The 20752-nt window shown below is 68.1% G+C and carries 19 protein-coding genes; 8 read left to right on the top strand and 11 right to left on the bottom strand.

The genetic code is table 11. The features are described from left to right. Nucleotides 1–20: 20 nt before the first annotated feature. Together ABNQ39_RS12565 and ABNQ39_RS12560 are read right to left on the bottom strand one after the other, a co-directional pair. Nucleotides 21–1067: a PstS family phosphate ABC transporter substrate-binding protein gene (locus ABNQ39_RS12565; RefSeq protein WP_376957904.1), complete on the bottom strand. Its 1047-nt coding sequence runs from the start codon at nt 1065–1067 to the stop codon at nt 21–23. Between the two features lie 128 nt (nt 1068–1195). Further along, a complete protein-coding gene (locus ABNQ39_RS12560) occupies nt 1196–2818 on the bottom strand; it encodes an ATP-binding protein (protein ID WP_376957903.1) in 1623 nt (540 codons plus the stop codon). A 161-nt stretch (nt 2819–2979) separates the two neighbouring features. Here ABNQ39_RS12560 and ABNQ39_RS12555 point away from each other — a divergent pair, with 161 nt between their 5' ends. Both ABNQ39_RS12555 and ABNQ39_RS12550 read left to right on the top strand, forming a co-directional pair. Beyond that, complete coding sequence (locus ABNQ39_RS12555) at nt 2980–3585, top strand: helix-turn-helix domain-containing protein (RefSeq protein ID WP_376957902.1); 606 nt, start codon at nt 2980–2982, stop codon at nt 3583–3585. 59 nt (nt 3586–3644) lie between these two features. Continuing rightward, nucleotides 3645–4157, top strand: a complete 513-nt coding sequence (locus ABNQ39_RS12550) for a GNAT family N-acetyltransferase (protein ID WP_376957901.1) — start codon at nt 3645–3647, stop codon at nt 4155–4157. A 337-nt stretch (nt 4158–4494) separates the two neighbouring features. Here ABNQ39_RS12550 and ABNQ39_RS12545 read toward each other — a convergent pair whose 3' ends face one another. After that, nucleotides 4495–4656 (bottom strand): hypothetical protein, encoded by a 162-nt coding sequence (locus tag ABNQ39_RS12545; protein WP_376957900.1) that lies wholly within the window; start codon nt 4654–4656, stop codon nt 4495–4497. A gap of 107 nt (nt 4657–4763) precedes the next feature. Beyond that, nucleotides 4764–7028, bottom strand: coding sequence for an NADP-dependent malic enzyme (locus ABNQ39_RS12540; protein ID WP_376957899.1), 2265 nt, complete (start codon nt 7026–7028; stop codon nt 4764–4766). Between the two features lie 307 nt (nt 7029–7335). Between ABNQ39_RS12540 and ABNQ39_RS12535 the strand changes: the two genes are divergently transcribed. From ABNQ39_RS12535 to ABNQ39_RS12515, 5 genes are all read left to right on the top strand, one after another. Then, nucleotides 7336–8640, top strand: a complete 1305-nt coding sequence (locus ABNQ39_RS12535) for an MFS transporter (RefSeq protein WP_376957898.1) — start codon at nt 7336–7338, stop codon at nt 8638–8640. Nucleotides 8641–8679: 39 nt separating this feature from the next. Continuing rightward, nucleotides 8680–9399 (top strand): ribonuclease PH, encoded by a 720-nt coding sequence (gene rph / locus ABNQ39_RS12530; RefSeq protein WP_109084942.1) that lies wholly within the window; start codon nt 8680–8682, stop codon nt 9397–9399. A gap of 189 nt (nt 9400–9588) precedes the next feature. Then, a complete protein-coding gene (gene rdgB / locus ABNQ39_RS12525; protein ID WP_376957897.1) occupies nt 9589–10188 on the top strand; it encodes an RdgB/HAM1 family non-canonical purine NTP pyrophosphatase in 600 nt (199 codons plus the stop codon). Nucleotides 10189–10190: 2 nt separating this feature from the next. Then, nucleotides 10191–11360, top strand: coding sequence for a radical SAM family heme chaperone HemW (hemW, locus tag ABNQ39_RS12520; protein WP_376959784.1), 1170 nt, complete (start codon nt 10191–10193; stop codon nt 11358–11360). Between the two features lie 33 nt (nt 11361–11393). Next, entirely contained in the window at nt 11394–11888 is a 495-nt protein-coding gene (locus ABNQ39_RS12515) for a dihydrofolate reductase (protein ID WP_376957896.1), read from the top strand. A 27-nt stretch (nt 11889–11915) separates the two neighbouring features. Here ABNQ39_RS12515 and ABNQ39_RS12510 read toward each other — a convergent pair whose 3' ends face one another. From ABNQ39_RS12510 to ABNQ39_RS12480, 7 genes are all read right to left on the bottom strand, one after another. Continuing rightward, nucleotides 11916–12827 (bottom strand): ParB/RepB/Spo0J family partition protein, encoded by a 912-nt coding sequence (locus tag ABNQ39_RS12510; RefSeq protein ID WP_098740884.1) that lies wholly within the window; start codon nt 12825–12827, stop codon nt 11916–11918. Continuing rightward, complete coding sequence (locus tag ABNQ39_RS12505; protein ID WP_063635622.1) at nt 12824–13621, bottom strand: ParA family protein; 798 nt, start codon at nt 13619–13621, stop codon at nt 12824–12826. The genes ABNQ39_RS12510 and ABNQ39_RS12505 overlap by 4 nt, the downstream gene beginning before the upstream one ends. Before the next feature lie 62 nt (nt 13622–13683). Further along, complete coding sequence (gene rsmG, locus ABNQ39_RS12500; RefSeq protein ID WP_376957895.1) at nt 13684–14298, bottom strand: 16S rRNA (guanine(527)-N(7))-methyltransferase RsmG; 615 nt, start codon at nt 14296–14298, stop codon at nt 13684–13686. Further along, nucleotides 14295–16175, bottom strand: coding sequence for a tRNA uridine-5-carboxymethylaminomethyl(34) synthesis enzyme MnmG (gene mnmG / locus ABNQ39_RS12495; RefSeq protein ID WP_376957894.1), 1881 nt, complete (start codon nt 16173–16175; stop codon nt 14295–14297). Before mnmG ends, rsmG begins: the two co-directional genes overlap by 4 nt. A gap of 356 nt (nt 16176–16531) precedes the next feature. Beyond that, on the bottom strand, nt 16532–17863 hold the full coding sequence (gene mnmE, locus ABNQ39_RS12490) for a tRNA uridine-5-carboxymethylaminomethyl(34) synthesis GTPase MnmE (RefSeq protein ID WP_376957893.1): 1332 nt from the start codon (nt 17861–17863) through the stop codon (nt 16532–16534). Nucleotides 17864–17873: 10 nt separating this feature from the next. Continuing rightward, on the bottom strand, nt 17874–18248 hold the full coding sequence (locus ABNQ39_RS12485) for a (2Fe-2S) ferredoxin domain-containing protein (RefSeq protein ID WP_376957892.1): 375 nt from the start codon (nt 18246–18248) through the stop codon (nt 17874–17876). After that, entirely contained in the window at nt 18245–18496 is a 252-nt protein-coding gene (locus tag ABNQ39_RS12480) for a DUF6489 family protein (RefSeq protein ID WP_014249167.1), read from the bottom strand. The genes ABNQ39_RS12485 and ABNQ39_RS12480 overlap by 4 nt, the downstream gene beginning before the upstream one ends. Nucleotides 18497–18696: 200 nt before the next feature. Between ABNQ39_RS12480 and ABNQ39_RS12475 the strand changes: the two genes are divergently transcribed. After that, nucleotides 18697–20748, top strand: a complete 2052-nt coding sequence (locus tag ABNQ39_RS12475; protein WP_376957891.1) for a thioredoxin domain-containing protein — start codon at nt 18697–18699, stop codon at nt 20746–20748. Nucleotides 20749–20752: the final 4 nt, after the last annotated feature.

Here is a 20752-nt window from a genome sequence, read left to right as displayed (position 1 = left end):
TGCTCAGACAGGAGAGGTGTTCAGAACTGGAGCGGCGTCAGGTTGACCGCCTCGACGCGGGCGGTGTCGCGCAGCGCCTTCGGCTCCGGGATCAGGCCCTTGTCGACCAGATAGCCGTCGTCGCCCATCGCCCGTTCCGAGGTGTATTCGCCGATGAACTCGCGGATGCCCGGAATGACGCCGGCATGGGCGTTCTTGACATAGATGTAGAGCGGGCGGGCCAGCTCATACTTGCCGGCGGCCACCGTCTCTGCCGTCAGCTCCACCCCATCCATCTTCGCCGATTGCAAGGTGTCGCGATTCTGGTCGAGGTAGCTGTAGCCGAAGACGCCGAAGGCGTTGGGGTTGGCGAGCAGCTTCTGGACGATCAGATTGTCGTTCTCGCCGGCCTCGACATAGGCGCCATCCTCGCGGATCGTCATGCAGGCGCGCTCGCGCGCCTTCTCGTCGGGAACGGCCTTGGCGACCTCGGCCACCTTCTTGCAGCCTTCCAGCATCGCCAGCTCGTTGAAGGTGTCGCGCGTCCCGGAGGTGGGCGGCGGACCCAGCACCTCGATGGCCGCCTTGGGCAGCGACGGGTCGATGTCGGACCACAGCTTGTAAGGATTGGCGACCAGGGCGCCGTTGACCGGCACCTCCTTCGCCAGCGCCTTCCACAGCACGACGGTGGACAGCGACACCGGCGCCGCCTTCCGGGAGGAGGCGAGCGCGATGCCGTCATAGCCGATCTTCAGCTCGGTCATCGTGGTGACGCCGTTGCCGGCGCACTGGTCGATTTCCGACTTCTTGATCCGGCGCGAGGCGTTGGCGATGTCGGGATGGGCCGGGCCGACACCGGCACAGAACAGCTTCAACCCGCCGCCGGTGCCGGTCGATTCGACCACCGGGGTCTTGAACTTGCCGGTCTTGCCGAAGGCCTCCGCCACCGCGGTGGTGAAGGGGAAGACGGTGGAGGAGCCGACCGCGCGGATCTGGTCGCGCGACTGCGCCCGGGCCGGGGCGGCAAGGCTCAAGGCCAGGGTCAGGCCCAGGGCGGTCGCGGCGACAACATGGGTCCGGGTGGTCACGGGTGCCCCTCCTTGAGGAAACGGAGACTGGTCCAGCGGAATGGCGCGGACCATAGACCCGGAGGGCGACCGATTGATTACGTTTTTATGACGCTTTCATGACAGCGTCACAGAGCACCCAACCCCTCTCACACCCCGCCATATCCCCTCTCCCCCCCGGGGAGAGGGTTAGGGTGAGGGGGACGCGCGGCGGGAGCCTTGGGAACGATACGCAGCGTCTCCCCCTCACCCCGGCCCTCTCCCCGGGGGGGAGAGGGAGATTCAGCGGGCAGATAAACCGTGAAGGCGCTGCCCACCCCGACCTCGCTTTCGATGGTCAGCCGGCCGCGATGGCGGTTCAGGATGTGCTTGACGATGGCAAGCCCCAGCCCGGTGCCGCCCATGGCGCGCGACCGCGCGGCATCGACGCGGTAGAAGCGCTCGGTCAGGCGGGGCAGGTGGGTGCGGGCGATGCCGTCGCCGCGGTCGCGCACCGACACCGACACCATGGCGGTGCCGCCGCGCCCGGCCCGCTTGTCCTTCGCCACGCCTCCCGGCGCCGGCAGGCCGGCGAAGCCCACCGCCGCACCGTCGGCCAACGCCACGCTGACGGTCACGTCGGTGTCCTCGCGCGTATACTTGATCGCGTTGCTGACGAGGTTCTGGAAGACCTGGGTCAGCTGGTCCTCGTCGCCGACGACCGGCGGCAAATCCTCCGGCGCCTCCATGCGCAGGCGGATGCGGCGCTCCGCCGCCTTCAGCTGAAGCGCGGCGATGACGTTCTCCAGTTCCTCCACCACATCGACGCGCCCGTTGGGCTGCATGTGCTCGTCCAGCTCGATGCGCGACAGCGACAGCAGGTCGTTGACCAAGCGGGTCATGCGGCTGGCCTGATCGTGCATGATCGCCAGGAAACGATCCTGCGCCTCCGGATCGTCGCGGGCCGGGCCGCGCAGCGTCTCGATGAAGCCCAGCAGGGAGGACAGCGGCGTGCGCAGCTCGTGGCTGGCGTTGGCAATGAAGTCAGCCCGCATCTGCTCCGACCGGCGGGCGGCGGTCACGTCATGCAGGGTCAGGATCGCCATGCGGGCGACGGTGGGCGGACGCGGCGCCGGCTCCTCCTCGATCTCGCCATCCAGCAGCGAGGGGTCGGGTTCCTGCACCAGCCGCTGGAAGGGCTTCACCTGCGCCTCGAAGCTGCGCTCCACCGGGACCGGCAGGGTGAACTCGATGATGCGGGAGGCGCCGCCACGCAGCACCGAATCCACCGCCTCCAGCACCGCCGGCGTCCGCAGGGACGAGGCGAGGTCGCGGTCGACGATCTTGTCGCCGAACAGCTCCCGCGCGGTCTGGTTGGCCCGCACCACCTGCCGGTCGGCATCCATCAGCAGGAGAGGGGCGGGCAGGGCGTCGATCACCGCCTCGTCGGCATCCAGCTGCATCCGCACGCTTTCGGCGCGGCGCAGCCCGACCCGGTGCAGGCGGCCGATGGTGGCGGCCAGCGCCTTCAGCGCGGGCGGCGTGCCGGCCGGGGCCAGCGGCTCATCGGTTTCGGCCAGACGGGCAGCATAGTCGGTCACCGCGTTGGCGTCGCGCCGGTAGGTCCGCAGGATCTGGACCGCCCCCGCCAATGCCGCGATGCCCGCCGCCAGCGCTAGCCCGCCATGCAAGGCCCCGCTATAGACCGCCCAGGTCAGCACGCCGGCAAGGGGGGCCAGCATCAGGAGGATGGCGGTCAGAAGCGGGGTGGGCGGCGACGCCTTCTGGCGCATGGGGTGGCACCGGATTTGAGGGTGGAGACGGACCGGGAAAGCACGGGTCCGGCCCTTCTACACCATCGCCGCGACGCTCGCGCGACGGTCATAAAAGATTCATGGCGGAGACTGTGCGGCTGGCCGTTGACTCCAATATCCTAGAGCTTCATTCTATCTTCATGGAAAAGACGGAAAACGACATCGACAGCCGGCTTGCCACCCGGTTGCGTGCCCTGCGGGCGGACCGCGGCCTGACGCTGGACGGCTTGGCCGAACGGTCGGGCGTCAGCCGTTCGATGATCTCGCTGGTGGAGCGGGGGCAGAGCAGCCCGACGGCGTCGGTGCTGGAGCGGCTCGCCGCCGGGCTCGGCGTGACGCTGGCGACGCTGTTCGCCGAGGCCGAGCGCGCGGACGCCGACCCGGTGGTTCGCCGAGCCGACCAGATCGCCTGGACCGACCCGGCCACCGGCTATCGCCGCCGCAACCTGTCGCCGCCGGGCTATCCATCCCCCATCGAGCTGGTGGAGGTGGAGCTGCCGCCGGGCGCCCGCGTCTCCTACGACAGCGGCACCCGCGCCGCCATCGTCGAGCAGCAGATCCATCTGCTGGACGGCACCATCGAGCTGAGTGTGGGCGAGGTGACGCACCGGCTGGATACCGGCGATTGCCTCGCCATGCGGCTCGACCGGCCGACCGGCTTTCACAACCCGACCGACCGCACCGCCCGCTACATCGTGGCGCTGACCACCGAGGGGCGCGGCGGTTCAAACGCCGTCAAACGTTGAAGGAGCGAGCCATGGATGCTGCCGGCCTGGACCTGAACCGACAAAGCGGAGACGGTGCAATGACGGTCCGCGTGCTGACGGCGGACGAGGCCGGCGCCGCCGTGCCGGGCCTGAGCGACGTGCTGCTGGATTGCGTGGAGGGCGGTGCGTCGGTCAGCTTCATGGCCCCCCTCGACCGCGCCACTGCTGAAAATTTCTGGCGAAGCGTGGCGGCCGGGGTGGAGCGGGGAGAGCGCATCCTGCTGGTGGCGGAGGATGGCGACGACGTGCTTGGCACCGTCCAGCTGGTGGTCGCCCAGCCGCCCAACCAGCCGCACCGCGCCGACCTGTCCAAGATGCTGGTCCACCGCCGCGCCCGCTGTCGCGGCGTCGGCGCCGCCCTGATGCAGGCGGCAGAGGATGCGGGACGCGCCGCCGGCAAGACCCTGCTGGTGCTGGACACCGCCTCGCCCGAGGCCGAACGGCTCTACACGCGCGCCGGCTGGGTGAAGGTCGGCGTCATCCCGAACTTCGCCCTGTGGCCGCAGGGTGGGCTCTGCGACACGGCCTTTTTCTACAAGGCGTTGGGGTGAAGCTGTGAGTTCATGGGCGCTTCTCTCGACCGTCATCCCCCGCAAAGGCGATAGGCGCTAACTTGGAGTTTTGATTGTTGTCGAAGCCAAGCCCGTCCCTGATCGACTGTCATCCCCGCGGCGGCGGGGATCCAGGCTGATCGGCAACTAAACCTTTGGAACATCTGGATTCCCGCCTCCGCGGGAATGACGGTCGAGAAGCGCTCGATATGAGGCCGATGCGAAGTGGTTCAAACTTCAAGCGTCTCTCAGCAAGCCTCATAAAAGCTCACGAACTCTTGGTGACGTTCGGATTATCTGGACCGCAGAGAGAAGAATGTTGGTGACGATGCCAACGTCATCGTGAATGCACATCGTCGCGATCAATGTTGCCCTGGAAGTCAAGGGGCAGCCCTTGCGCAAGCAACTCCATCATCCGCCGATGCTGAATTCTGCGATCAACATCCGCTGATATGTCATCGCGGTTCGCTTCCGCCGCACCGACGAGACCATCCGGCATGGGCATCCCCTCCCAACACTTGGTGTCTGGAATAAACTATAGGATGCCCAGGCCAGCAAGGTCACGCCTCTTCCTCCACCAGGGCGGGAGAGGCGTCTTACCTCATCTCACCACGGCAGCGAGTCATGCGCCGCCAATGCTGCGGCGGTGACGATGTCGTTGACCGAGGCGCCCATGGTGACGATCTGCGCCGGCTTGTCCAAGCCGATCAGCAGCGGGCCGATCATCTGGCCGCCGGCCATCTTGTTCAGCAGCTTGGCCGAGATGTTGGCCGAATGCAGGCCGGGCATGATCAGCACGTTGGCCGGGCCGGACAGCCGGCAGAACGGATAGACCCGCTTCATCAGCTGGTAATCCAGCGCCACGTCGGCCGACATCTCGCCGTCATACTCGAAATCGACCCGGCGGCTGTCGAGGATCGACAGGGCTTCCCGCAGCGGATCGGTGTTCGGGTGCGGCGTCTGGCCGAAGTTGGAGAAGGACAGCATCGCGATCCGCGGCTCGTGCCCCATCTGCCGCGCCTTGGCCGCCGCACCGACCGCGATGTCGGCCAGCGTCTTGCCGTCGGGACGGACATGGACGGTGGTGTCGGCGATGAAGACGGTGCGGTTGCGGGTGATCGAGAGGTGCAGGCCGAACACCGGCTCGCTCGCCTTGGGATCGATGACGCGGCGGATTTCCTCGTAGGCGACGCCGAAGCTGCGGGTCAGGCCGGTCACCATGGCGTGGGCGTCGCCCTGCGCCACCATGCAGGCGGCGAAGACGTTGCGGTCCTGGTTGACCATCCGCTGGCAGTCGCGCAGCAGCGCGCCCTTGCGCTGCAGGCGGCGGTAGAGGTGGTCGGCATAACGGCGGTTGGCGTCCGACAGGCGGGCGTTGTGGATCTCGAACTGGACGTTGGGCTGCCCCATCGCCGTCAGCTGTTCGCGGATGACCTCTTCCCGGCCGATCAGCACCGGCGTGCCGTAACCGTGGGCGCGGAAGGCCATGGCGGCGCGGATCGTCCGCTCCTCCTCGCCCTCGGCGAAGACAACGCGGCGCGGGTTGGTCCGCACCTTTTCCAGGATCAGCTCCAGGCTGTCGGCCGTCGGGTCCAGGCGGGTGCGCAGGCTGTGCTTGTAACTGGTCAGGTCGAGGATCGGCTTGCGCGCCACGCCGCTTTCCATCGCTGCCTGGGCGACGGCGGCCGGGACGGTGACGATCAGGCGCGGGTCGAAGGGCACCGGGATGATATAGTCCGGGCCGTAGCGCAGCCGGCGCCCGGAATAGGCGGCGTCGACCTCGTCCGGCACATCCTCGCGCGCCAGCGCCGCCAGCGCCTTGGCGGCCGCGACCTTCATCGCCTCGTTGATGGTGGTGGCGCGGACGTCGAGCGCGCCGCGGAACAGGTAGGGGAAGCCCAGGACGTTGTTGACCTGGTTCGGGTAGTCCGACCGCCCGGTCGCCACGATGGCGTCGCCGCGCACCGCCTTGACCTCTTCCGGTGTGATCTCCGGATCGGGGTTGGCCAGCGCGAAGATGATCGGCTTGGCCGCCATCGACTTGACCATCTCCGGCGTCATCGCCCCCTTGGCCGACAGGCCGACGAACACGTCGGAGCCGGCCACCGCCTCTTCCAGCGTGCGCTTGTCGGTGTCGACGGCGAAGGACGACTTCCATTGGTTCATGCCGTTGGTGCGGCCGCGATAGACCACGCCCTTGGTGTCGCACAGGATGATGTTTTCACGTGAAACACCCATCGTGCAGAACAGCTCGGCGCAGGCGATGCCCGCCGCGCCGGCGCCGTTCACCACCATCTTCACGTCCTCGACCTTGCGGCCGGTGATGTCGCAGGCGTTGATCAGGCCGGCGGCGGCGATGATCGCGGTGCCGTGCTGGTCGTCGTGGAAGACCGGGATGTCCAGCAGTTCGCGCAGCCGCTCCTCGATGATGAAGCAGTCGGGCGCCTTGATGTCTTCCAGGTTGATGCCGCCGAAGCTGGGGCCGAGGAAGCGCACGCAGTTGACGAATTCGTCCACGTCGCGGGTGTCGACCTCCAGGTCGATGCCGTCGACGTCGGCGAAGCGCTTGAACAGCACCGCCTTGCCTTCCATCACCGGCTTGCCGGCGAGCGCACCCAGGTCGCCCAGCCCCAGCACCGCGGTGCCGTTGGAGATGATGGCGACGATGTTGCCCTTGGCCGTGTAGTCGTAGGCGAGCGACGGGTCTTCGGCGATGCGCAGGCAGGGGGCGGCGACGCCGGGGGAATAGGCCAGCGCCAGATCGCGCTGGGTGGTCAGCGGCTTAGTCGGGGTGATTTCCAGCTTGCCGGGCCGGCCGCTGGAATGCAGCAGCAGGGCCTCTTCATCGGTGACGCGCTTGGTGTCGGACATGGATGTCGTGTTCCTCAACGGAGTGTACAGCCCGTCGGTCGTCGTTGATGCTTTTTGTGCGGTGCGCTGCCGACGGTGGGGTCGCGATGGTACACGCCACACGCGCAACTCGCCAAGCCTCCAAAGCCCGCTTTTTGTACGAATCATGCATTTCTTTGACGATCAGAGACACATTCAGTTGGGATCGCGTCCTATCTGCTGCGCTCGCCTTGCATGACCATGGCGTTTGGGCAGGCCGGGCGACGGCTGTTACCATGCGGTGCACCCCCGCAATCCGCGCTTTTCCGCCTCTGCCGGAGCCTCCATCTTGTCCCAGGCCACACGCCCTGCGGCCCCCACCGCCCTGACGCCTGACGAACGCCGCATCACGCTGGTCATCGCGGCGGTGCAGTTCATCAACATCCTGGATTTCATGATGGTGATGCCGCTCGGCCCCGACTTCGCACGGGCGCTTGGCATTCCGGCGGCGCACATCGGTTACATCGGCGGCAGCTACACCGCCGCCGCCGCGGTGGCCGGGCTGATCGGGTCGATGCTGCTCGACCGCTTCGACCGGCGCCGGGCGCTTGCCGTGGCGATGGCCGGGCTGATCGTCTCCACCGCGCTCGGCGGTCTGGCCTGGGACTTCCCGTCGCTGCTGGCGGCGCGCGTGCTGGCCGGACTGTTCGGCGGCCCGGCCGTTGCGGTCGCCATCGCCACGCTGACCGATCAAGTGGCGCCGCAGCGCCGCGGGCAGGCGATGGGGGCCGTGATGTCGGCCTTCTCGCTGTCGGCCATCGCCGGGGTGCCGGTCGGGCTGGAACTGGCGCTCTATGGCGGCTGGCGCCTGCCGTTCTTCGCGGTGGCCGCCGCCGGGCTGGTCGTCGCCGTCGCCGCCATCGCCATCCTGCCGCCGCAGCGCGGTCATCTGGCTGCCGGGGCAGGGGCGGGAGTAAAGACCGGCGCCTGGGTGCGGATGACGGCGCTGCTGTCCCGCCGCAAGGTTTGGCTGGCCTACGCCACCGTGGCGCTGGTGCAGGTCCAGCAATTCATGATCGTTCCCAACATCGCCGCTTATGTGCAGGGCAATCTGGGCTTCCCGCGCGACCATCTCAGCCTGGTCTACATGACCGGCGGCGCACTGAGCTTCTTCGCATCCCGCTGGGCCGGCCGGCTGGTCGACCGCCATGGCTCCAGCGCCATCACCTTCGCGGCGACCGTGGGGTTGAGCGTCGTGATCTTCACCGCCTTCATCGGCTACCGTCCCTGGATGCCGGTGCTGGGGCTGTTTCCCTTCTTCATGACCTTCGTCGGTGTCCGCATGGTCGCCAACGGCGCCGCCTTCTCCCGTGTGCCGGACCCGCAGGAGCGCGCCGGCTTCATGGCGCTGGTGTCGGCGGTCCAGCATCTCAGCTCCGCCTTCGGCGCCTTCCTGTCGGCAGAGATCCTGACCAACGCGCCCGACGGCCGGCTGGAGCATGTCTCGACCATGGCCACGGTCTCCATCGCCATCGGGCTTGCCATTCCCTTACTGACCCTGTGGCTGGAGCGGGCGACGCGCCCAGCGGCGACGCTGTCGCCCGCCCCGATGGTCACGGACACCGTGCTGGACGGGGCGGGGCAGAGCCGTTAGCTTGCCGCCGATCTGCAAACGACCTTCGGAATGATGCCCATGCGCCCCTCCGGCCGCGCCTTCGACCAACTGCGCACCGTCTCCCTCGAACCCGGCTTCAGCCGCTATGCCGAGGGGTCCTGCATGGTGCGTTTCGGCAACACGCATGTGCTGTGCACCGCCAGCGTCGACGAGACGGTGCCGCGCTTCCTGAAGAACACCGGGCTGGGCTGGGTCACCGCCGAATACGGCATGCTGCCGCGCTCCACCCACAGCCGCAGCGACCGTGAGGCGGCCAAGGGCAAGCAGTCCGGCCGCACCCAGGAAATCCAGCGCCTGATCGGCCGCGCGCTGCGCGCCGTCACCGACCGCTCGGCGATGGGCGAGAAGCAGATCAAGATCGACTGCGACGTGATCCAGGCCGACGGCGGCACCCGCACCGCCGCCATCACCGGCAGCTATGTCGCCCTGCATCTGGCCTTCCAGCACCTGATGCAGATCGGCGCCCTGAAGACGATGCCGCTGACCGATCAGGTCGCCGCCGTCTCCTGCGGCCTCTATCAGGGCAACGCCGTTCTCGACCTCGATTACGACGAGGATTCCAAGGCGCAGGCCGATGCCAACTTCGTCCTGACCGGCAAGGCCGGCATCGTCGAAATCCAGGGCACCGCCGAGGAAACCCCCTTCTCCGAGCCGCAGTTCATGGAACTGCTGGCGCTCGCCCGCAAGGGCGTGACCGAGCTGGTGGCGTTGCAGAAGCAGGTCCTCGGCATCAAGTAATACCAGAGTCATAAAGTTTCGACTTTTGACCCTGGTATCGGCCGCGACCGCGGCCGCGCGGGCACATGCCCGCGAAGCCAAGGCCCGCGTCCGCGGGCCGCCCGGCGTTTGAGGGGCTGGAAAGTGCCGACCACAGGTCGGAGCTTTCCAGCGCTTATATAAGGCCGTTTCAGTCAGAGGTTCATGACCATGTCCGCTCCCCGCCGCTTCACCGGCGACACCCTCGTCATCGCCAGCCACAACAAGGGCAAGGTGCGCGAGATCGCCGACCTGCTCGGCCCCTATGTCGCCACGTTCACCTCGGCCGGGGAGCTGGGCCTGCCCGAACCCGAGGAAACCGGCACCAGCTTCATCGCCAACGCGGAGCTGAAGGCCAAGGCCGCAGCCGCCGCGGGCCATATGGCGCTTGCCGACGACAGCGGGCTGGTGGTGCCGGCGCTGAACGGCGATCCCGGCATCTACTCCGCCCGTTGGGCCGGCCCGACCAAGGACTTCGCCATGGCGATGCAAAAGGTCGAGGACGGTTTGGTGGGCAAGACCGACCGCAGCGCCTATTTCGTCTGCGCCCTGTCGCTCGCCTGGCCGGACGGCCATGTCGAGACGGTGGAGGGCCGCTGCTATGGCACGCTGGTGTGGCCGCCGCGGGGGCCGCAAGGCTTCGGCTACGACCCGATGTTCCTGCCAGACGGGCACGGGCTGACCTTCGGCGAGATGGACCCGGCCAAGAAGCACGAGATGAGCCACCGCGCCGACGCCTTCCAGCAGCTGGTGGAGCGGTGCTTCCGGTGACCATGTCCGATCCCGGCTTCTCCAGCCCCGGTTTTGCCATCTACGTCCATTGGCCCTTCTGCAAGTCGAAGTGCCCCTACTGCGATTTCAACAGCCATGTCCGCGAGCGGGTCGACCATGACCGCTGGCGGGCCGGGCTGCTGCGCGAGCTGGACCATTACGCCGACCTGACCGCCGGCCGCACCGTCACCTCGATCTTCTTCGGCGGCGGCACCCCGTCGCTGATGGAACCCTCCACCGTCGGCGCCATCATCGACCGTGTCGCTAAACGCTGGCCGGTCGCCGAGGGGCTGGAGGCGACGCTGGAGGCCAACCCGACCTCCGTCGAAGCCGACAAGTTCCGCGCCTTCCGCAGCGCCGGCATCAACCGCGTCTCGCTGGGCATCCAGGCGCTGGACGACGCCAGCCTGAAGTTCCTCGGCCGCGAGCACAATGCGGCGGAGGCGACCGGCGCCATCGAACTGGCGGCGCGGATTTTCGACCGCTTCTCCTTCGACCTGATCTATGCCCGTCCGGGCCAGACGGTGGCGGCGTGGCAGGCGGAGCTGGCGCGGGCGCTGGACTACGCGGTCGGCCATTTGTCGGTCTATCAGCTGACCATCGAGCAGGGCACGGCCTTCTATCCGCTCCATGCCCGCGGCGATCTGGTGCTGCCCGACGAGGATCTGGCCGGCGATCTCTATGAGGCGACGCAGAGCCAGCTGACGGCGGCCGGGCTGCCGGCCTACGAGATTTCCAACCATGCCCGTCCAGGCGAGGAAAGCCGCCACAACCTGACCTACTGGCGCTATGGCGACTATGTCGGCATCGGTCCCGGTGCCCATGGCCGGCTGACGCTGGACGGCGAGAAGTTCGCCACCCGAGCCCACCGCGCCCCGGAGATTTGGCTGGAGCGGGTGGAGCGCGACGGCCATGGCGCTGCCGCTCCCGATCCCATCGACCGCGACGCCCGCGGGACCGAGCTGCTGATGATGGGGCTGCGCCTGAGCGAAGGCGTGCGGCTTGCCCGCCTGACGGAGGAAACCGGCCGGAATTTGGACGATTTCGTCGATCCGGCAGCCCTGTCCCGCCTGATTGACGGCAATTTCCTCACCCGCGATGCCGACCGTCTGGTTGCCACACCGGAGGGGCTACAGCGTCTGAACGCGGTACTCGGCGCAATTCTGGCGTAAAATCGGTCAGCTCCAGCAGGGAAAGGGCATGGAATGCTCATCACTCTGATCGTCGCCGCCGCAACGAACGACGTGATCGGCCGCGATGGCCGGCTTCCCTGGACCCTTCCCAGCGACCTGCGCCGGTTCAAGGACCTGACGATGGGAAAGCCGATCCTGATGGGTCGGAAGACCTGGGAGTCCCTGCCGCGCCGTCCGCTTCCCGGCCGGGACAATCTGGTGATCAGCCGTCACGCCGAAGTCGGCGAAAAGGACGGCGCCCGCTGGTTCAGCGGGCTGGGTGCGGCGGTGTCGTGGGCGCAGGCGTCCGGCGCCGCCGAACTCTGCGTCATCGGCGGTGCCGCCCTGTTCCGCGAGACGATGCCGATTGCCGACCGCCTGCACCTGACCCGCATCGAAAGCGCGGTCGACGGCGACACGCTGATGCCGCCGATCGGGGCGGAGTGGGCCGAGGTGTGGTCGAGCGCGCCCATGGAAGAGAACGGGCTGATCTATCGCTACATCGACTTCGGGAAGGTGAGGGGGTAGGGGGCGAACGCCCCCGATAAAGCCCCGTTACTCTTCGCCGCCCAGCCGGTGCAGCACATCGTCCAGCTGGTCGAGCGTCTGGTAATGGATGGTGATCGTCCCGCGCTGCCCCTGCGGATTGATGGCGACCTTCAAGCCGATGCGGGCGGAGATCTCCTCCTCCAGATTGATGAGGTCGACGTCCTTCATCGCGGGCGCGGATCCGGCTCCGCCGGCCGCGGCCTTGCCCTTCTTCGCCTTGGGCTGATCGCCGCGCATCAAATCTTCGGTCTGGCGCACGTTCAGGCCGCGGGTCACCACCTCGCGGGCGACGGCGGCCGGATCCGGGGCGGTCAGCAGGGCGCGGGCATGGCCGGCGGTCAGAGCGCCGTCCTGCACCATCGACTTGACCGGCTCCGGCAGGGCCAGCAGGCGCATCATGTTGGCGACATGGCTGCGGCTCTTGCCGACAGCGCGGGCCAGATCCTCCTGCGTGTGTTCGAACTCCTCCATCAGGCGGCGATAGCCTTCCGCCTCTTCCAGAGGGGTCAGATCCTGGCGCTGGATGTTCTCGATCAGCGCGATTTCCAGCGCCTCGCGGTCGCTGAGATCGCGGATGATGACCGGCACTTCATGTAGGCCGGCGATCTGCGCCGCGCGCCAACGGCGTTCGCCGGCGATCAGCTCGTAGGAATTGGCGTCCTCGGCGTCGCGGCGGACCAGCAGCGGCTGGAGGATGCCCTTGTCCCGGATGGACTCGACGAGGCCCTGGATCGCCTCGTCGTCGAACTTCCGCCGCGGCTGGTACTTGCCGGGATGGACGAACTCGATCGGCACCTGCTTGGACTGCCGCACCTTGTCGAGCGCCGAATAATCCTCGGTCGCCTCGCCGAACAGGGCGGACAGGCCGCGGCCCAGGCTGGCGCGGCGGGCGCCGCCTTGTTTGGTGTCGTCGATCATGCGGTCAGTCTCTTCTCACGGCGGAGCACCTCGCCCGCCAGATGGATGTAGGCCTGCGATCCGGGGCAGCGCATGTCGTAGATCAGCACCGGCTTGCCGTGGGACGGCGCCTCCGACACCTTGACGTTGCGCGGGATCACGGTGTCGTACACCTTCTCCCCGAAGAAGCCGCGGACGTCCGCCGCCACCATGTCCGACAGATTGTTGCGCTTGTCGAACATGGTCAGCACGACGCCGTGGATGTCGAGGTTGGGGTTGAAGGCGCGCTTCACCCGCTCGATGGTGCGGACGAGATGGCTGAGACCTTCCAGCGCGTAGAACTCGCACTGGAGGGGGACCATCACCGCATGCGACGCGACCAGCGCGTTCAGCGTCAGCAATCCCAGCGCCGGCGGGCAGTCGATCAGGACGTAATCATATTCCAGCGCGCTGTTGGCGACCGCCTCGCGCAGGCGAAACTCGCGGCGCTCGGCGCCGACCAGTTCGATCTCGGCACCCGACAGATCGACCGATGACGTGATGATCGACAGGTTCGGCACCGAGGAGGGGGTGGCCGCCTCCTCCAGCGACACGTCGTCGAACAGCACGTCGTAGATGCCGACGCGGCGGTCGGAGCGGGGGATGCCGAGACCGGTGGACGCGTTGCCCTGCGGGTCGAGGTCGATCACCAGCACCCGCTTGCCGATGACGGCGAGCGCGGTGGCGAGGTTGATCGTCGTCGTGGTCTTGCCCACGCCGCCCTTCTGGTTGGCAATCGCAACCACGCGGGCAAGGGGACGGGTGACGGCAGACATGGCAGCCTCTCGGGAGTCCGGTTGGCGGGAAGAGGGCGGGGGAACGGTGTCAGGCACGGTCTTCACGCACGCTCAAGATGGCTCACACGCAGGATGGTCCCGCTCGGATCGGTGCGGCTGTCGAATCGCTCAGGAACCAGTGTCCAATATTGCGTTGCAGCGGTCAATTCGTCGTCCAGTGCCGCGCCCTTCAGGAACAGGCACTTGCCGCGCGATCCGATGAAGGGATGAGCCCAGCCGAACAGGTCGGCCAGCGGCGCCAGGGCGCGGGCGGTGACGACATCGGCCTCGATGCCGGTGACGGTCTCGATCCGCTTGGTGTGGACGGTGACCGGCGCCTCGCAGACGCGGGCGACCTCGCGCAGGAAGGCGCATTTGCGCACGTCGCTCTCGATCAGGTGCACCTGCGGCACGCCGAGGATGGCGAGCACCAGACCGGGGAAACCGGCGCCGCTGCCGAGATCGACCAGCATCCGCGTACCCTCCGGCAACAGCGGGAAGAGCTGGGCGGAGTCGAGAAAGTGGCGCTTCCAGGCATCCGACAGGGTGGAGGGGCCGACCAGATTGATCTTCGGCTGCCACTTGCGCAGCAGAGCCTCATAGGCGATCAGGCGGTCGAGCGTTTCACGTGAAACACCCGTGGCCTCCTGAAATGCAACCGCATCGAACCCGCTCATTCGGCAGCCACCCCTGACGGCTCCACATCGCGCCGCTTCACGTGGCGGAGCAGGGCGACCAGCGCCGCCGGGGTCATGCCGGGAATGCGCGCGGCAGCGCCCAGCGTCGCCGGACGCGACTGGCGCAGCTTCTGCCGGATTTCGGCGGACAGGCTGCCGATGCCGTCGACATCGAGATCGTCGGGCAGGGCGAGCGACTCGTCCTTGCGGAAGGCGCGGATGTCGGCCTCCTGCCGGCCGAGATAGCCGGCATATTTGCCGTCGATCTCCAGCTGCTCGGCAATCTCGGGCGCGATTTCGCCAAGCTCCGGCCACAGGCGGGCAAGGGCGGCGAGGTCGATGTCGGGGTAGCGCAGCAGGTCGGCGGCACTGCGGCGCACGCCGTCCTGGTTTACCGCGACGCCCTGGCGGGACAGCTCGACCGGCGTCGCCTGCAACGACGCGACCAGGGCACGTCCGGCGGACAGGGCGGCGCTCTTGGCGGCAAAGACATCGCGACGCTCGGAGCCGACGCAGCCGATGGCGACGCCCTTGGCGGTCAGCCGCTGGTCGGCATTGTCGGCGCGCAGCAGCAGCCGGTATTCGGCGCGCGAGGTGAACATGCGGTAGGGCTCGTTGGTGCCCCGGCCGATCAGGTCGTCGATCAGCACGCCGATATAGGCGTCGGCACGGTCGAGCACAAAACCATCCTGGTTGCCGCTCGCCGCCAGCGCCGCGTTGATGCCGGCCATCAACCCCTGCGCCGCCGCCTCTTCATAGCCGGTGGTGCCGTTGATCTGGCCGGCCAGGAACAGGCGCGGCGCCCGGCGGGTCTCCAGCGTCGGCTTCAGCTCGCGCGGATCGACGTAATCATATTCGATGGCGTAGCCGGGACGGATCATCACCACCTTATCCAGCCCCGGCATGCTGGCGAGGATGCCGAGCTGCACGTCGCGGGGCAGGGAAGTCGAGATGCCGTTCGGGTAAACGGTGGGATCGTCCAGCCCTTCCGGTTCGAGGAAGATCTGGTGCTTCTCCTTCTCGGCGAAGCGGACGACCTTGTCCTCGATGGACGGGCAATAGCGCGGACCGGTGCCGGTGATCTGGCCGGAATACATCGGGGCGCGATGCAGGTTGGCGCGGATCAGCGCATGCGCTTCCGGCGTCGTCCAGGTGATCGCGCAGTCGATCTGCGGCGTGTCGATCCGCTCGGTCATGTAGGAGAAAGGCGGCGGCGGCAGGTCGCCGGGTTGCTTCTCCAGCGCGTTCCAATCGATGGTGCGCCCGTCGAGCCGCGGCGGGGTGCCGGTCTTCAGACGGCCGAGCGGGAAGCCGAGACGGGCCAGCGTGTCGGACAGGCCGATGGACGGCGCCTCGCCGACGCGGCCGGCGGGGGTGCGTTCCTCGCCGATGTGGATCAGCCCGCGCAGGAAGGTGCCGGTGGTCAGCACCACGGCACCGGCACGGATGGACTCGCCGGCGCCGGTGACGACGCCGGTGATCCGCTGCTCGCCATCGACGATCAGGTCCTCGGCACCGCCGGCCTCGATGAACAGGTTCTCCTGGTCCGCCAGCAGAGCCTGCATCGCCTGCCGGTAGAGCTTGCGGTCGGCCTGGGCGCGCGGTCCGCGGACGGCTGGGCCTTTGCTGCGGTTCAGGATGCGGAACTGGATGCCGCCACGGTCGATGGCCTTCGCCATCACCCCGTCCAGCGCATCGATCTCCCGCACCAGATGGCCCTTGGCCAGACCGCCGATGGCGGGGTTGCAGGACATCTCGCCGATGGTTTCGACCTTGTGGGTCAGCAGGAGCGTGCGCGCACCCATGCGCGCTGCCGCCGCGGCAGCCTCACAGCCGGCGTGACCGCCGCCGACAACGATGACATCATAGCTTCGCATGTGCGGGACCATAGCGGAACGGCGGCGCGGATCCAAGAGGCAGGCGGGGAGGCGCAGGTCTTCGAAGTCAGGTCAAGAAGGCCGCCTATAAGCTCTCTCCCCCCTGGGGAGAGGGTTGGGGGGGCAGCGCGGGCGGAACGCCCGTGCCAGGGGATTGCCAAGGGGCAGTATGCCCCTTGGCGGCGCGCAAAGCGCGCCGGCCCCTCACCCTCCCCACGCCTTTGGCGTGGGTCCCCTCCCTCTCCCCGGGGGAGAGAGGGCCTTACATCGCGTACCGTTAACCCGATGGGAAGCGGGCGGGGACAAGTGCCGCAGGTCAGCCCTGTTTCACGTGAAACACGCCCTCATTTCTCCCCTTACTTGCCGATGCAGAAGTCCCGGAAGATCACGTCCAGCAGATCCTCGACATCGACCCGCCCGGTGATGCGCCCCAGCGCCCGGCTGGCGAGACGCACATCCTCCGCCGCCAGCTCGGGCAACGGCGCGTCCAACGCCCGCAGCAACGACTCCCGGCAGTCGGTCAGCGCAGCCCGGTGACGGGCACGGGTCAGCGACGGCGCGCTGCCGATGGCTAGCCGGTCGGCGCTGAACTCCGTCAGTTTTTCTTCCAACAGTTTCAGCCCCTCACCGGTCTGGGCGGAGACCAGGACCGGAGACAGATGCGGCCGCAGATCGGCAGCCTTCGCAAGGTCGGTCTTGTTGAAGACCACCACGGTGTCGCGGTCGATCAGGTCCAGCGTCGCCGGGTCGAGATCGGGCAGGGTGGCGGCATCGAACACCGCGACCTTCACGTCGGCGCGGGCGGCCCGGTCCCGGGCACGGCGGATGCCTTCCTCCTCAACCTCGTCGGCGGCGGCCTCCCGCAGGCCCGCGGTGTCGGCCAGCACGACCGGATAGCCGCCGAGGTCGAGATGCACCTCGATGATGTCGCGGGTGGTGCCGGCGCGGGCGGAGACGATGGCGGCGTCCCGGCGGGCCAGCGCGTTCAGCAGGCTCGACTTGCCGGCATTGGGTGCGCCAACGATGGCGATGTGCAGGCCCTCGCGCAGCCGCTCGCCACGGCCGCCGTCATCGAGATGGCTGGCGATTTCCCCAGCCAGCCCGGCGATCACCGGACGGACGGCATCGGCGACACCGCCGGGCAGGTCGTCCTCGGCGAAGTCGATATCGGCCTCGATGTGGGCGAGCGCGCGGGTGAGCCGCTCGCGCCAGCCGTCATAGAGCTTGCCGAGCGCACCATCCATCTGCCGCAGCGCCTGCCGGCGCTGCGCGGTGGTCTCGGCGTCGATCAGGTCGGCGACCGCCTCGGCCTCCGTCAGGTCGAGCTTGCCGTTCTCAAAGGCGCGGCGGGTGAACTCGCCGGGCTCTGCCAGCCGCAGGCCGGGCAGGGTGGCCAGCGCCTCGATCACGCCGGTGACGACGGCGCGCCCGCCATGCAGATGCAGTTCCACCACATCCTCGCCGGTGAAGCTGGCGGGTGCGGTGAAGCGCAGGACCAGCGCGTCGTCGAGCGCGTCGCCGCTCTTCGGATCGCGCAGCTTGGTCAGCACGGCACGGCGCGGTGCGGGCAGGGTACGGCCGGTCAACAAGGCGAGAGCGGATCCGGCCTCGGGTCCCGAAATGCGAACCACCGCCACACCGGATCGGCCGGGGGCGGTGGCGAGTGCGTAGATGGTGGTGACGGACATCGGCGGAGGATCAGCCCTGCTGCTCGGGCCGCAGCGCGCGCTGCTCCGACGTCAGCATCAGCCGCTCGACCCGGCGGCCTTCGACCAGATGGGTCTGGAGGATTTCGTCGACGTCGCCGGTGCTGCGATAGGTGTACCAGACGCCTTCGGGATAGATCACCAGCGTCGGCCCCAGCTCGCAGCGGTCGAGACAGCCGGCGGAATTGATCCGCACCTTGCCGTCGAAACCGAGTTCGCGGGCACGGGCCTTCATATAGTCGCGCAGCTTCTCCGACCCGTGGGCGGCGCAGGATCCGCGCCGGTGCCCGTCGGGGCGGCGGTTGGTGCAGCAGAAGACATGGGCTTCGAAATAAGGCTTCTGGGACTCAATTGAACGGTCGGTCACTTTCTTCCTTCCTGGCCCAGGGCGGACGCCATCTGGGACCAAAACATCTTCTGCATCTGCTCCATGCCCTGGATGCCGGCGGGCAGCCAGGTCTTGAGCATGGTCTCCGGGTCCATCGCCTGGAGGTTGGCACGCATCCGTTCCTGGATCTCGTGCATCATGGCATCCTGCATCGGCTTCACGTCGGGCAGGCCGAGGAAGTGCCGGGCCTCGTCCGGGGTGCAGTCGATGTCGACGGTGATTTTCATGGGGACCCCCTCCAGAGCCGGAGCCGGCCTCTCCCCCTCGAAATCGAAGGATCGGGCACCGGTCCAGCCATTGGCCGCGTTGATTTTGGGGTTGAGCGCCGCGGCGGCTCATGCCCCACTATACAGATAGGATGCACTGGCGCAACGCCACCCCGGCGCCACCTATTGTCCAACGACACACCAACAGATCGGACACCGCCATGCCCGCCACTCCGTTGGGCGCGAACCTGCTAGGCCGGGAGACCAGCCCCTATCTGCTGCAGCACAAGGACAACCCGGTGCACTGGATGCCCTGGGGTCCGGAGGCCTTCGCCCGTGCCAAGGCGGAGAACAAGCCGGTGCTGCTGTCGGTCGGCTATGCCGCCTGCCACTGGTGCCACGTGATGGCGCATGAGAGCTTCGAGAATCCCGAGATTGCCGGGCTGATGAACGAGCTGTTCATCAACATCAAGGTCGACCGGGAGGAACGTCCGGACCTCGACACCATCTACCAGTCGGCACTGGCGCTGCTGGGACAGCAGGGCGGCTGGCCGCTGACCATGTTCCTGACGCCGGATGCCGAGCCCTTCTGGGGCGGCACCTATTTCCCGCCGGCGGCGCGCTATGGCCGCGCCGGCTTCCCCGACGTGCTGCACGGCATCGCCGACACCTATGCCAACGAGCAGGACAAGGTGGTCAAGAATGTCGACGCGCTGAAATCGGCCCTGGCCGGGATGGGCGAGAACCGGTCGGCCGGGGCGGTCGATGCCGCGGTGCTGGATCAGGTGGCGCAACGGCTGCTGCGCGAGGTCGACCCGATCCATGGCGGCATCGGCAGCGCGCCGAAATTCCCGCAGGTGCCGCTGTTCGAACTGCTGTGGCGGGCGTGGCAGCGCACCGGCCGCGAGCCCTTCCGCGAGGCGGTGACCCACACGCTGGCCAACATGGCGCAGGGCGGCATCTACGACCATCTCGGCGGCGGCTTCGCCCGCTATTCGGTCGATGAACGCTGGCTGGTGCCGCATTTCGAGAAGATGCTCTACGACAACGCCGAGCTGCTCGACCTGATGACGCTGGTCTGGCAGGAGACGCGCGACCCGCTGCTGGAGACCCGCATCCGCGAGACGGTCGGCTGGCTGCTGCGCGAGATGATCGCCGACGGCGGCGGCTTCGCCGCGACGCTGGACGCCGACAGCGAGGGCGAGGAGGGACTCTTCTATATATGGCAGGAGCATGAGGTTGACCGGCTGCTCGGTCCCACCCTCGGCGACAACGGGCTGGCGACGTTTAAACGCGTTTACGAGGTGCTGCCCCAGGGCAATTGGGAAGGCGTCACCATCCTGAACCGGCTGGGCGGCCTGACGCTCGCCGACGACGCCACCGAGGCGATGCTCGCCAAGGGCCGGGACATCCTGCTGCGGGCGCGGGCCAAGCGGGTGCGGCCGGGCTGGGACGACAAGGTGCTGGCCGACTGGAACGGCCTGATGATCGCCGCCCTGACCCATGCCGCCCTGGCGCTCGACGAGCCGGAATGGCTGGACACCGCCGGCCGCGCCTTCGCCTTCGTCCGCGACCGCATGGACACGGACGGGCGGCTTTGCCACAGCTGGCGGCACGGGCAGGGCAAACACACCGGCATGCTGGACGACTATGCCCACATGGCGCGCGCCGCCCTGGCGCTGCATGAGGCGACCGGGGATCCGGCCGCCCTCGACCGGGCCAGGCTCTGGGTGGCGACGCTCGACGCCCATTTCTGGGACGGTGCCAACGGCGGCTATTTCTTCACCGCCGACGATGCCGAGGGGTTGATCGTCCGCACCAAGAGCCCTCACGACAACGCCACCCCCAGCGGCAACGGCACCATGCTGGCGGTGCTGGCCATTCTGTTCCAGCGCACCGGCGAGGATGCCTATCGCGAGCGGGCAGAGGCGCTCGCCGCCGCCTTCTCCGGCGAGCTGACGCGCAACTTCTTCCCGCTGCCGACCTTCCTCAACGCGGTGGAGCTGATGACGGCGCCCTTGCAGATCGTCATCGTCGGCCCGCCCCGGACGGCGGAGACGGAGGCGCTGCGGCGAACGGTGCTGGAGCGCTCGCTGCCCAACCGCATCCTGACCGTGCTGGCACCGGAGGCGGATCTGCCGGCCGGTCACCCGGCGCAGGGCAAGGGGATGCGCGACGGGGTTGCCACCGCCTATGTCTGCCGCGGCATGACCTGTTCGGCCCCGGTGACGGCGCCAGCGGATCTGGCGGCGCTTCTGACGACGAACAGCTGACTTA

The organism is Azospirillum sp. A26 (assembly GCF_042604635.1).
GTDB lineage: Bacteria > Pseudomonadota > Alphaproteobacteria > Azospirillales > Azospirillaceae > Azospirillum > Azospirillum palustre.
This window is presented reverse-complemented; position numbering and strand designations above follow the sequence as displayed.

Excerpts from the sequence above, each read along its gene's own strand:
- ABNQ39_RS12475 (WP_376957891.1), top strand. The coding sequence starts at position 18,697 with ATGCCCGCCACTCCGTTGGGCGCGAACCTGCTAGGCCGGGAGACCAGC.
- rdgB (WP_376957897.1), top strand. The coding sequence starts at position 9,589 with ATGTCCGCTCCCCGCCGCTTCACCGGCGACACCCTCGTCATCGCCAGC.
- ABNQ39_RS12480 (WP_014249167.1), bottom strand. The coding sequence starts at position 18,496 with ATGAAAATCACCGTCGACATCGACTGCACCCCGGACGAGGCCCGGCAC.
- ABNQ39_RS12510 (WP_098740884.1), bottom strand. The coding sequence starts at position 12,827 with ATGATCGACGACACCAAACAAGGCGGCGCCCGCCGCGCCAGCCTGGGC.
- rsmG (WP_376957895.1), bottom strand. The coding sequence starts at position 14,298 with ATGAGCGGGTTCGATGCGGTTGCATTTCAGGAGGCCACGGGTGTTTCA.
- ABNQ39_RS12560 (WP_376957903.1), bottom strand. The coding sequence starts at position 2,818 with ATGCGCCAGAAGGCGTCGCCGCCCACCCCGCTTCTGACCGCCATCCTC.
- mnmG (WP_376957894.1), bottom strand. The coding sequence starts at position 16,175 with ATGCGAAGCTATGATGTCATCGTTGTCGGCGGCGGTCACGCCGGCTGT.
- ABNQ39_RS12505 (WP_063635622.1), bottom strand. The coding sequence starts at position 13,621 with ATGTCTGCCGTCACCCGTCCCCTTGCCCGCGTGGTTGCGATTGCCAAC.
- mnmE (WP_376957893.1), bottom strand. The coding sequence starts at position 17,863 with ATGTCCGTCACCACCATCTACGCACTCGCCACCGCCCCCGGCCGATCC.
- rph (WP_109084942.1), top strand. The coding sequence starts at position 8,680 with ATGCGCCCCTCCGGCCGCGCCTTCGACCAACTGCGCACCGTCTCCCTC.
- ABNQ39_RS12540 (WP_376957899.1), bottom strand. The coding sequence starts at position 7,028 with ATGTCCGACACCAAGCGCGTCACCGATGAAGAGGCCCTGCTGCTGCAT.
- ABNQ39_RS12550 (WP_376957901.1), top strand. The coding sequence starts at position 3,645 with ATGACGGTCCGCGTGCTGACGGCGGACGAGGCCGGCGCCGCCGTGCCG.
- ABNQ39_RS12555 (WP_376957902.1), top strand. The coding sequence starts at position 2,980 with ATGGAAAAGACGGAAAACGACATCGACAGCCGGCTTGCCACCCGGTTG.
- ABNQ39_RS12515 (WP_376957896.1), top strand. The coding sequence starts at position 11,394 with ATGCTCATCACTCTGATCGTCGCCGCCGCAACGAACGACGTGATCGGC.
- ABNQ39_RS12545 (WP_376957900.1), bottom strand. The coding sequence starts at position 4,656 with ATGCCGGATGGTCTCGTCGGTGCGGCGGAAGCGAACCGCGATGACATA.
- hemW (WP_376959784.1), top strand. The coding sequence starts at position 10,191 with ATGTCCGATCCCGGCTTCTCCAGCCCCGGTTTTGCCATCTACGTCCAT.